Annotated in this window: 10 protein-coding genes; 2 read left to right on the top strand and 8 right to left on the bottom strand. The window is 61.2% G+C overall.

The genetic code is table 11. The features are described 5' to 3' along the window. Positions 1–59 precede the first annotated feature (59 nt). Positions 60–2,165, top strand: a complete 2,106-nt coding sequence (locus EK16_RS06515; RefSeq protein WP_051929021.1) for a L,D-transpeptidase family protein — start codon at positions 60–62, stop codon at positions 2,163–2,165. A gap of 115 nt (positions 2,166–2,280) precedes the next feature. On the opposite strand, the gene EK16_RS06510 is transcribed toward EK16_RS06515, so the two are convergent. The 4 genes from EK16_RS06510 to amrB all read right to left on the bottom strand — a co-directional run bounded on the left by EK16_RS06510 (position 2,281) and on the right by amrB (position 6,397). After that, entirely contained in the window at positions 2,281–3,411 is a 1,131-nt protein-coding gene (locus EK16_RS06510) for a CobW family GTP-binding protein (protein WP_197059633.1), read from the bottom strand. Positions 3,412–3,415: 4 nt separating this feature from the next. Then, a complete protein-coding gene (locus EK16_RS11500; protein WP_051929019.1) occupies positions 3,416–4,777 on the bottom strand; it encodes a D-alanyl-D-alanine carboxypeptidase family protein in 1,362 nt (453 codons plus the stop codon). A 150-nt stretch (positions 4,778–4,927) separates the two neighbouring features. Then, positions 4,928–5,437, bottom strand: a complete 510-nt coding sequence (locus tag EK16_RS06500) for a cyclic nucleotide-binding domain-containing protein (RefSeq protein WP_038035414.1) — start codon at positions 5,435–5,437, stop codon at positions 4,928–4,930. 159 nt (positions 5,438–5,596) lie between these two features. Then, on the bottom strand, positions 5,597–6,397 hold the full coding sequence (amrB, locus tag EK16_RS06495) for an AmmeMemoRadiSam system protein B (RefSeq protein WP_038035413.1): 801 nt from the start codon (positions 6,395–6,397) through the stop codon (positions 5,597–5,599). A 117-nt stretch (positions 6,398–6,514) separates the two neighbouring features. On the opposite strand from amrB, the gene amrS reads away from it, so the two are divergent. Next, positions 6,515–7,639 (top strand): AmmeMemoRadiSam system radical SAM enzyme, encoded by a 1,125-nt coding sequence (gene amrS / locus EK16_RS06490; protein WP_038036145.1) that lies wholly within the window; start codon positions 6,515–6,517, stop codon positions 7,637–7,639. Between the two features lie 145 nt (positions 7,640–7,784). On the opposite strand, the gene EK16_RS06485 is transcribed toward amrS, so the two are convergent. The 4 genes from EK16_RS06485 to EK16_RS06470 form a co-directional block, all read right to left on the bottom strand. Beyond that, positions 7,785–7,934, bottom strand: a complete 150-nt coding sequence (locus EK16_RS06485; RefSeq protein WP_156098508.1) for a hypothetical protein — start codon at positions 7,932–7,934, stop codon at positions 7,785–7,787. Positions 7,935–8,199: 265 nt separating this feature from the next. Continuing rightward, the gene (leuC, locus tag EK16_RS06480; protein WP_038035411.1) at positions 8,200–9,603 is read right to left on the bottom strand and encodes a 3-isopropylmalate dehydratase large subunit; all 1,404 of its coding nucleotides are present in this window, start codon (positions 9,601–9,603) and stop codon (positions 8,200–8,202) included. A gap of 229 nt (positions 9,604–9,832) precedes the next feature. Continuing rightward, on the bottom strand, positions 9,833–10,306 hold the full coding sequence (gene rplS, locus EK16_RS06475; protein WP_038035409.1) for a 50S ribosomal protein L19: 474 nt from the start codon (positions 10,304–10,306) through the stop codon (positions 9,833–9,835). A 190-nt stretch (positions 10,307–10,496) separates the two neighbouring features. Next, positions 10,497–11,648 carry an outer membrane beta-barrel protein gene (locus tag EK16_RS06470; RefSeq protein WP_038035407.1) on the bottom strand — a complete coding sequence of 384 codons (1,152 nt, stop codon included), beginning with the start codon at positions 11,646–11,648 and terminating at the stop codon, positions 10,497–10,499. Between the last annotated feature and the right edge of the window lie 123 nt (positions 11,649–11,771).

Below are 11,771 nucleotides of genomic sequence, written 5' to 3'. Positions count from 1 at the left end.
TATCTTGCGTTTCATGTTCGGGGGTCAAAGGGCGTGCCAGAACAGGTGATGAGAACATCATGAAGCGGCTGGTTCCGGTCTTTCTGACTGCAGCGTTTTTTGCCCTGCCGGGTCTGGCGGGCGTGCACGAGGCGGCCTATGGGGCGCAGACCAATTTTGGTCCTGCCAAGAAAACGAATTTCAAACCCCGCAGTACCACGCAGAAGAACCAGCCCAACCGCCCGCGCACACTTCGCCGCAACTTCGATTTCTTCGGCATTTTCGCGCCGCCTCCGGCGCGCCGCAATCAGGGGGTCCGCATTCTTGGCCCCAATGGCGAAGTCTATTATAGCGGCGGAAATCGCGCCCCGCAGCGCATCATCTCCCTGCCGCCGGAAAAACCGAAGATCTACACCTATCCCGCACCGAAAACGGTCTCCCTCGCAGCGCCGGGCTTAAGCGGCAATCCCGCCAGTGAGATGGCCACGCGCATTCTTGATGTTCTGCGCAGTGGCAAGGCCGGGCTGTCCGTCCTGCCCGAGCATCGCAAGGCCATCGTCGCCTTCTACAAGGCGCGCAACTTCGAACCAATCTGGGTCAGCACCAGCGGCGTGCGCGAACGGGCATTTGATGTGGTCGCTCTTCTGGCCAGGGCGCCGGAGGAAGGGTTGCCTGAGGAAATCTATCGCCTCCCCGCCGTCTGGGAAGTGGATGGAAACGTGCAGGCCCTTCAGGGCGAAAAGGACCGGCTTTCCCGGTTCGAGGTGCAGCTCACCGCCATGGCCTTGCGCTATGCCCGGCATGCCTCCGGCGGCATGGTCGATCCCAACAAGCTCAGTGCCTATCACGACTTAAAGCCACCCAGGGTCTCGACCAAAACGGCCTTGGAAAAGCTGGCTTCTTCCGCGAACCCGGCCGCATGGCTGAAACGCCTGCTGCCCATACACCCGGCCTATGCCGCGCTCAAACGGGAACTGAAACGCCTCTCTTCCGGGCCGAAGCTGCCGCCATTGCCGCCCATTGCCACCGGTGGCGTCATCCGCCCCGGGGAGGAGGATGAGCGCATTCCCCTCATCCGCCGCTATCTTGAGCGCGCCGGCTTTCTGAAGAAGGCACAGGCCGAAACCCCGGTCATCACGCCAGCATCCACCCATGCTGACGAGGTTGACGATGCTTCGGGCACAAACGAGGCCGCAACGGGCATCGCTCCGGCCGGAACCGACATCCTTGCCGATTCCACCCTTTATGATCCTGCCCTGGTCGCCGCCATCAAGGCCTTTCAGAAAAAGGCCGGGTTGAAACCCGACGGCATCATCGGCCGGCGCACCATTGCCCGTCTTAACGCTCGCGGCCGGGACACGCATGCCGCGCGCGCTGCCAAACTGCGCCTGAATATGGAGCGCCTGCGCTGGATGCCGCGCGATTTTGGCCGTGTGCATTTCCTCGCCAATCAGCCGGCTTTTGAGGTCTATCTCGTCAAGGACAACCGCACGGTCTGGAAAAGCCGCATCATCATCGGCAAGCCCACCAACCAGACCGCTTTCTTTTCCGACGAGATGGAGCTTGTCGTCTTCAATCCCTATTGGGGCGTGCCGCAATCAATCATCACCAAGGAATTCATGCCCAAGCTGCTGCGCGATCCCTCCTGGCTCGATCGCGAGGGCTATGAAATCTACGATCGCACCGGCCGGCGCATTTCTTCCGCTTCGGTTGACTGGTCCCAGTATGCGGGCATGTCCAAGGTACCTTTTGATGTCCGCCAGCCGCCGGGCAAGAAAAACGCCCTGGGCCATCTGAAATTCCTTTTCCCCAACAGCCACTCCATCTACATGCACGACACACCAGCGCGCTCGCTGTTTCAGCGCAAACGCCGCGCTTTCTCCCATGGCTGCGTGCGTGTGCAGGATCCGCTTGGCCTGGCGCAGCAGGTCACCGGTCTGACTCCTGAGGAAATCAAGGCCCGTATTGCATCGGGCAAAAACCAGAAAATGCGCCTGAAGCAAAAAATTCCCGTTCACCTGGCCTATTTCACCGCCTGGCCGGACAATCAGGGCCGCATCCGCTATTACGCAGACATCTACGGGCGTGACAAACGCCTGCAAAAGGCCATGAACAAGGTGAAAAACGCCCTGCGCGTCCCCGTGCCGGAAGCCGGCTCATCGGTTGCGGATGTCACCGATTTCTGAAATCGCGCATCCTTCTGCCTTCGTGTAAATCTTGACCATTGCGCTGCTTATCCCGATGGACTCTGCCGGTTTCCGGCACGCAATGAAACGCTTTCCTTCCTCGGCGCACATTCCATCAATCACCATCCGGCAGGGTGCTGAGGGTTTGATCCGTCATTGCCTTGCCGCCGCCGCGCAAGGGATCGGTAAGGGCAGTGAAAAGTTTGCGGGCGGCGTCTTCTATTGGCTTCAGGGAAATGCCGACGATGCGGGTGTAGCGGTTATTGCCCGGCCAGGCAGGCAGGCGCGCGGGCGGATGAAAGATGTGCTGCACGCCGTGAATGACGAGCGGATGCTCCGGATCCTCACGCACATGGATGATGCCTTTCAGCCGCAGAAGATCAGGGCCGAAATTGGCCCGGAAGAGATCGACGAGAATGTCCACGTCCACGAGGCTCATGGGCGCATCATGGTCAAGAACGAAAGTATGGGCATGGGTATGGTCGTGGGTGTGCGCGGCGGTTTGTTCGGTTTTTGATGGTTGCGGCAGCCATGAGTGAAGGCGCACCGTGCCCGTTTTGGCATCAAAAAGAGCGGCGTCAAAAAGGGCCTCGAATGAGAGCGCATCAGGCTCCGGAAAAATGATGCGCGCATGCGGCGCGGCACCCTTCAGGAGCGTGCCCAGATGAGAAAGATGTGCCTCTTTCTGCCCAGGGGGAAGAAGGTCGATCTTGGAGACGACGATGCGATCGGCGATGGCGAGCTGTCTGCGGACTTCCACATGATCGCGAAGACTGATCTCGCCAGTGAGGGCATCGAACAGGGCAATGACCGCTTCCAGGCGCAGGCGCTGCAGAAGCCAGGGGTGAGCCATGATCGTGTGCAGAATGGGTGCGGGATCGGCCAGGCCTGACGTTTCCACGATGATGCGATTGAGCCTTGGCAGGGCGCCGCTGACCGCCTTGTGCAGAACGTCGATGAGCGTTTCGACGAGATCGCCGCGCAAGGTGCAGCACATGCAGCCCGAAGCCAGCTCGATCACTTCCCCCGGCGTGGTCTCGATCAGGAGATGATCGAGGGAAGCTTCGCCGAATTCGTTGACGATGACGAGGGTGCCCTGCATCTCCGGTGCAGAGAGCAGGCGGTTGAGCAGGGTGGTCTTGCCTGCCCCCAGAAAGCCGGTGATGACGGAGAAGGGCAGCGGATCATCCGGGATTGAGGCACCGGCACGATGATCCGGCGGCAGGGCGCTGTCCGCACCGGGCATGTCTTCATCCTCCATGCGCGGGCGTAACTTTGAGGCGGGGCCGTTTCTTGCGCAGGTGCTGGCGTTTGCGCAGTTTTCTGGATTTGACGTTGATTTTTCTGACCTTGCGCGCCCTGGCCGCCTGTCGCCGCAGGCGTCTCTCGCTGTCGCCGATGATGGCCGTAGCCATCTGCCGGAAACTCTCCGGCGGATAGACGGTGCAGTCCACCTCGTGCAGGCGGGCGCGCGCACAAAGGGAAAGGGCCACCGATTCGGTCAAACGCCATACCAGTCCGGTGAAATGTGGCGGCGGCGAGAGGCGGGCCACGCCATAGAACTCCCCGAGATCACGCCAGGCAAGGCCGTTGGCCATGCGTTCGGCATCTATGATCTCTTCGGCGTTGACGGCATTCTTGAACTGGCCGAGGGCCACGGCCCAGCCGCCTGCATTTCGCGGCAGGGCATAACGGATCTGACGGCGGGCACAGATGCTCTTGCGCAGGTTTACTGGCTCGCTTCCCGTCTCGTTACGCAAAGCGGCGATAAACGGCCCTTTCTGCCAGCGGGAATCGGCAAGGCGCAGAAATCCTTCCTTCAGCAGCACCTTGGCGACAAGAGCACGGGTGTAACCCGTCTTGCGGCCGAAGACGACGGCGGCGATCTGACGGCCGTTGCGTCGGGCCGTGGCGAGCAGGTTGAAGCCGGAGGTGCAGAGAAAGCCGGTCTTCATGCCGTTGGCTTCCGGCATCATGAAGAGAAGCTTGTTGCGGTTGCGCCGTTTGTGGCCCTTCTTGGTGACATAGGGCGCGGAGAAATAGCGCCACCAGTCAGGATGCTTCTTCAGGAAGTGATGGTAGATGGCCATGGCGAGCAGGCCCATATCCCGCGCCGTGGTGTATTGCTGCGGGTTGTGCATGCCATGGGCATTGGCAAAGCGGGTGGCGCTCATGCCGAGGCGCCGGGCCGTCTCGTTCATGCGGGCGACAAAGGCCTCCTCTGAGCCGGCAACCGCTTCGGCAAGGCCGACGGCCATGTCGGCATCAGACCGCACCAGCAGAAAGGCGAGCATGGCATGCACCGTCATTTTTTCACCGGGCTTGGCACCGTAGCGCGCAGCGCCCCGGCCACCGCCATTGGCGGCCTTGCGGGAAATGGTCACTTCCGTATCCAGCCGCAGCCTGCCCTTCTCGACGGCGTCGAAGACGAGATAGGCCGTCATCAGCTTGGTCAAAGAGGCCGGATACCAGCGGCGGCCCGGTTCCTCGGCGAGCAAGACGCGGCCTGTATCCATGTCGAACACCAGCGCCGGCTGGGCCTGCAAAGGCCTGCCACTGGCCATGGCAATGGCCATCACTGCGAGGAACAGGGCTGAAATAAGGCGGCGCATGCGAGTCTCCGAAGCCTTAAGCCTTTCCGTCAAGGTATCCGGCCAGCGAGGCCGGGTTAGCACGCCAGCCGGAAATGAACAACGTTGGCACTTGGCGCATGAATGCGGCCAAAAGTGGCCCAAGTGCTTTCAGCCCCGTATTGACGGGTTTCAGCGGGTGGTGAAGGACTGGGCGTTTTCAAAAAGATCGCGGACACGTTCAAGATCGTGCATGGCGGTTTCAAGGCGTGAAAGCGCGTTGGCAAGCACCTGTTTGCCGAATTCCGGAAACTCCTGACAGGCGCGCATGAACAGGGTGTTGTCGATCTTCAGGGCGGTGATGCCGGTTTCGGCCACAGCGGTGAAATAATGCGGCAGGCGCGCGATCATGGCCATCTCGCCAAGAAAGGCGCCGGGGCCGAAGTGATGAACCTCCTCCCTTTCGCTTTGGACCTTTTCGGGCGTTTCTTCCTTACGTGACGCTGAGGCGGCCGTCACGCGCACGGAACCGGAGCGAATGAGCCAGGCGACATCGTCGGCCTCGCCGGCCCGAAACAGCGTTTCGCCGGCTGGCAGCTGTACGCGCTGGGCGGAGAAAACAAGCGCCTGCAGCGGCGTTTCGTCCACCCCCTGAAACAGGGGCACGGATTGCAGCCGCCTGACATCTTCCGCAATCGACATTCAGAACTCGCCCCTCGAAAAATCGCCCCGGTTAATCCCCCGCTTCAGGCAGGATTATTCGACGAAAAACCATAATGGAGCAACCGGCAATATGCCAATTGCTCCAGGAGACCGCGAGAAAACCCTTCATTTTGGATGGTCGGCGCGGTTTCAGACTCTTCAGGCAGCAAAGGCCCAGGCGCCATAGCCGACAACACGGGACTTGTCGCCGGCGGTATCTCCGGAATTGCGAAAATCGAGAAGAACGGGCCGCCATCCGCGCTTGCGCGCTTCATAAAGCAGGCCGGAAAGCGGCCGCACACCACAGGCATCATGCGGGCCAATGTGGGCATAATCCAGGGCCTCGATGCGCTTGGCGGTGATGGAATCATGCATGCGGGCCCGCTCGTAGGGTTCATAGTGCGACAGATCGGAAGAGATGATAAACAGCGTGTGGCCGTCATCCAGCGCTTCCATCACTTCCGCCACCTCTTCCGGCGTTGTCTCACCGACCACGAGCGGCAGCACCGGAACATCCGGAAACAGTGTCTGGATGAAGGGCAGTTCCACCTCCAGCGCATGCTCGCGGGCATGCGGGGCGTTGTCCACATGCACCTGCGGAAGGGCCGCAATGCGGGCGCGGGCCTCGGTATCCACCGGCACCACGCCAAGAGGCGTTGCAAACCCGTCCCAGGCGGGGGCGGCGATGCCGATGACCGGCATGGTATGCGCCGGCCCCATGAGAACGATGCGATGAACATCTCCCCGTTTTGCCGCTTCTTTCAGCGCGGCGAAGGCATGCGCGGCGATGGGCCCGGAATAAACATAGCCGGCGTGCGGGGCGATGATGGCCTTGACGTTTTGCATGGGCGGCACATCCTGCTCGGCTTCCACGAGCATTGTGCGCACCCAACGGGATAACTCATCCGCGTCAGCAGGATAGAACATGCCTGCGACGGCGGGCGGACGAATGCCGGGCATGATGCATCTCCTTGTTATTTCATACCTCGTTCCTACATCCCAGATATGAAGAGCAAGGGCATCTTCCAAGAGCCGGAAGGGGCCGGCGCTTCTGCATGCTTGAATACGGAGGCGGCCATGAGCGGACATGAACACGAGCATGAGCGCATCGAAGGCGTGCCGGCACGCTACTGGAGCCGGCTGGAGGATGGTCGGGTGGTCTGCGAGCTCTGTCCGCGCAAATGCCGCCTGAAACCGGGGCAGCGCGGCCTGTGCTATGTGCGGGCCGCGGATGAGAAGGGCGATCTCGTGCTTACCACATGGGGGCGCTCTTCCGGATTTTGCGTGGACCCGGTGGAGAAAAAGCCGCTCTATCATTTTCTGCCGGGCACGCCGGTGTTGTCTTTCGGGACCGCGGGCTGCAACCTGACCTGCAAGTTCTGTCAGAACTGGCACATCTCCAAAGCACGCAAGGATGACGTAATCCAGCGCGAGGCCGATCCGGCAACAATCGTGCGCATGGCGCGGGCCACGGGCTCACGCTCGGTGGCATTCACCTACAACGATCCGGTGATCTTCCTTGAGTATGCCCTGGATGTCGCCGATGCCTGTCATGCGGCCGGGATCAAGACCATCGCGGTGACGGCCGGATACATCGAGGAGGAGCCGCGCAAGGAGTTCTTCTCCAAGATGGATGCCGCCAATGTGGACCTGAAAGGGTTCACGGAGGATTTCTATCGCAAGCTGGCCAGCGGTCACCTCAAGCCCGTGCTTGATACGCTGCGCTACATCTATCACGAGACGGATTGCTGGCTGGAGATCACCACGCTGCTCATCCCCGGCCACAATGATTCCGATGAGGAGATCGCCGCGATGTCGCGGTGGATTCATGATCATCTGGGGCCGGATGTGCCTCTGCATTTCTCGGCCTTCTATCCGACCTGGCGGATGAAGGACGTGCCGCCCACGCCGCCGCAGACGGTGATGAAGGCACGGCGCATCGCCATGAAACAGGGCCTGCGCTATGTCTACACCGGCAATATCGTGGATTCGGAGGGACAGAATACCTATTGCCACAACTGCGGCGAGCTCTTGATCGGCCGCATGGGCTATGAGCTGACGGCCTGGAATCTCGTCAACAAGGGGCACTGCCGCAATTGTGGCGAACGCTGTGCCGGTGTCTTCGAGGAAAAACCCGGCAATTGGGGTGCGCGCTATCTGCCGGTGGATCCGGCCGCCTTCTCCATCCATGAGGAAGGATAAGCGATCAGCGCTTCCTTACGCCTCACATTGGGACTTGGTGCGGAGATCCATCCACTGAGGCCGAAATTCGGCGCAAGAAAGCTCTCCCTTTCCCGAACGGGGAAGGGAGAAACGCTTTTTTCGTTTTCAGGTCGAAATCCCGCGTTCAGCGATCAGCGGCCAGAACGGTCGGCTGTGTATCCATGCCCCCGTTGACAGCGGCAAACCCGGCGGCCGCCCCCACGGCGACGGTGGAAAGAATGAGCGCCACAAGGATGTTGCGCAAGAACCTCGCGTCAGCCTGAGAAACCTGCATGGCGTTCGCTTCTCCCGAAGAAATGTGTTTGTCCCCCTCGTTGTCTGCGACAGTGGTCGCAGACTCGCCATGCATGGATAACAGTGTCATGATTAACGCCCCCTGAACAGTTCCGAAAAAAGATGCCAAATGGCGGTCACGGTTCCTACACGTATTCGCCACAATTGGCAAGGCTTTTTGCACCAATTGCGCGCATGATGATTAATCTTCTCGCGCCTGAGAGGCAGAGGCGCGCCTCATGACGCGCCTTGCTCCATTGGCTTTCTCAGGTCCAGCTGCGGATATCCACGAAATGACCGGCGATGGCCGCCGCTGCCGCCATGGCGGGCGAGACCAGATGGGTGCGGCCCTTGTATCCCTGGCGGCCCTCGAAGTTGCGATTCGAGGTGGAGGCGCAGCGCTCCCCGGGCTCAAGCCGGTCGGCATTCATGGCCAGGCACATGGAGCAGCCCGGCTCGCGCCATTCGAAGCCGGCTTCCTTGAAGACCTTGTCCAGCCCTTCGGCCTCCGCCTGCTGCTTGACGAGGCCGGAGCCGGGCACGACCATGGCGCGGACGCGTTCATCCACCTTCTTGCCGCGGACGATCTCGGCGGCGGCACGCAGATCCTCGATGCGGCCGTTGGTGCAGGATCCGATGAAGACACGGTCGATGGTGATATCGGTCATTTTCTGACCGGGGCGCAGGCCCATGTATTCCAGCTTGCGCTCCACCATGGCCCGCCGCTCGGGGTCCTGAATATCGGCGGGATCGGGAACGACGCCGGTGATGGCCACGACGTCCTCCGGCGATGTGCCCCAGGTAACGAGCGGCGGAAGGTTGGCGGCATCGAGCTCCACTTCCTTGTCGAAGACCGCATCGGGATCGCTCTTAAGCGTGCGCCAGTAGGCCACGGCCTTCTCCCAGGCTTCGCCTTTCGGCGCCATGGGGCGGCCACGGAAATATTCAATGGTCTTTTCATCCGGCGCGATCATGCCGGCGCGGGCGCCGGCCTCGATGGACATGTTGCACACGGTCATGCGGCCTTCGATGGACATGTCCTCAAAGACCTTGCCGGCGTATTCGATGACATAGCCGGTACCGCCGGCTGTGCCGATCTCGCCGATGATGGCGAGAATGACATCCTTCGGGGTGACGCCATCGGGCAGGGTGCCGTTGACCCATACCCGCATGTTCTTCGCCTTTTTCTGAATCAGCGTCTGGGTGGCGAGCACGTGTTCCACCTCGGAGGTGCCGATGCCATGAGCAAGCGCACCGAAAGCGCCATGGGTGGAGGTGTGGGAATCGCCGCAGACGATGGTGGTTCCGGGCAGGGTGAAGCCCTGCTCGGGGCCGACGATATGCACGATGCCCTGCCGCGGGTCATGCTCGTTGAAATAGGTGATGCCGAATTCCTCGCAGTTCTTGCGCAGGGTCTCGATCTGCAGGGCGGATTCGGGATCGTCGATGCCCTTGCTGCGATCGGTGGTCGGCACGTTGTGATCAACGACCGCCAGGGTCTTCTCCGGATGCCGGACACGGCGGCCGCTCTGGCGCAGTCCTTCAAAGGCCTGCGGGCTTGTGACCTCATGAATGAGATGGCGATCGATCCAGATCAGGGACGTGCCGTCGTCCCGGTTCTCAATGACATGGGCATCCCAGATCTTGTCATAAAGCGTACGGCCGGTCATGTCGCTCCTGCCCTGATCGCGAGATCTGTTCTATGCGTTTCCCCGTGCTGCAGCGCATGCGGGAAACGGTTTTCAACCTTTCCGTTGAGAGAAATTAGGAACGATGGGCATGCCTGTCCATCGTTTCCGAATGCAAAAGAGGCGGATGACGCTTTTCGCATCCGCCCCTTTCTCATTGTTTCATTTTGCCTGTTTCATCTTGCCGGCAAACATCGGCGAAAAGGAGCGGTCAGCCCTCGTTGCCCTCTTCCTGCGCATCGCCGTTGTCCGCCTGCGCCGCTGCAGCCTTCTCGGCGTGGGCCTTGAGGATCTCCTCGTTGCGGGCGCGGCGCTTGCTCATGCGCTGCGGGCCGGGCTCGGGGATGCGTGCGGCCTTGCCGGTGCGGCCGCGGAGGTAATAGAGCTTGGCGCGGCGCACCTTGCCATAGCGCACCACCTTGATCTCCTCGATATTGGGAGAATAGAGCGGGAAGACACGCTCCACACCCTCGCCGTAGGAAATCTTGCGCACGGTGAAGCTCTCGTTGAGGCCGGAGCCGTTGCGGGCGATGACCACGCCTTCAAAGTTCTGAATGCGGGAGCGGTCACCTTCCTTCACGCGCACGGCCACCACGACGGTATCACCGGGGCGGAAATCCGGGATCGGGCGCTTGGCGGCGATCCGTTCCGCCTGCTCCTTCTCGATCTGTTCGATGATGTTCATGGCGCTGTCCTCGAAAAACGTGTTGCGGGCAGAAAAACTGCCACCGTGCCGCTATCCGCCCGGAAATGTCGGGCTCTTGCGGCGCGGTGGGTGCCATTCCTGCCGGAAATCCGTTCTGGCGCGATATAGACCGCACCTTGTGGAAAAGTCAACGGCCTTGCGCGCATTGGCGTGCGGGTTCTCGCAACCATCAGGGTTTCCAGCGCAAGCCGAGAGTGAAGCGGTTTTCCAGATAGTCTCCGCCCTTTTCGGTGCTGAACTGGCGTTCCAATGACCAGGCGGCAATGAGGGCAAGACCGTCATAGAAGCTGAGAGAGGCATCCAGCCCGGTTCGCAACACGGTTTCGCGCAAGGCGCTGCCCACGTAGTCATCATGCTCGATACCGAAGTTTCCCCCCACTTCGAAGTTTTGGCGCAGCGCATGGGTTATGCGGATGTTGGCGGTACTGCGCTTTACGGCGCGGGCGCCGGCAGTGGTGGTTTCATCGATGGCGAAACCGGCGGAGAAGTCCACGGTGGTCAGCCGCGTGGGGCGCCAGGCGAGTGCGGCATTGAGGCCCAGGCCACGAATGTCGGCATAGGCATCATCCTCATAATGGCGGATGGCGCCGCGCAGGCCAATGCGACCGCTCCAGACAGCATCGTCGAAGACAAGGCCGATTTCGCCATACATGCCATGGGTGTCGCGCTTATTGCCGCTGGAATCACGGGAGCGGTCATGCAGGCGCATATCCCCACCGGTTTCCACATAGGGGCGGATCATGGCGCCGGTGTCCCATTCCAGCCTCAATGCGGCGGAAGGCTCTATGTAATCCTCGTCACTCGGGTTGCGCAGCCGCCCCTCAAGGCCACGATCGTCATAGAACACGCGCATGACGCCCAGAGTCAGGGCCGGACGCAGGCGGCCTGCGCCGAATTCCGTTTCCACGGCGCCGGTGAGCGTATGAATGAGGCGTTTGGGACTGTCCTTCTCATGCCCGAGATCATATCCGGCGCGCAGGGTTGTTTTCAGATTGCGCCGGACATCGAGACGAAGCGCGGCAGTTGAGGAAAGCGTAAGTTCGTCCAGCCCGATGCGGGACCAGACGATATCCTGTCCCGTCAGGGAGAAGGAGAGGGCATGGCGCGACCAGTTGCTGTTCAGGCGCAGGCCGATGCTGGTGCGCTCGCCAATATCCGCCTTGCGGCCATGTTTTGTCTGGTTGACGTTATCGGTGACGATGGCATCGGCTTCAAGCTCGGGATAGAGAAGGAACGCGCCAGCGCGAAGCCCCAGGGGACGCACGCTTCCGGACGGAGAGCTCGCCTCCTGCGCGATGGCGGAAGACGAAGCAGCAATCATCACCCCTGCCGAAAGCAGCAAAGGCCTTAGCGCGGAATATGCCCTGATTGCGTGAACGTGCCGAAAGGTCATGCGTCGTTCCCGGATGCCCTGATTGTGCGAACGCTGCCGGTTGCCACGGCG

The organism is Thermopetrobacter sp. TC1 (assembly GCF_000746275.1).
GTDB lineage: Bacteria > Pseudomonadota > Alphaproteobacteria > Rhizobiales > Aestuariivirgaceae > Thermopetrobacter.
The sequence above is the reverse complement of the archived record's forward strand: the minus strand, read 5'-3'. Positions and strand labels throughout refer to the sequence as shown.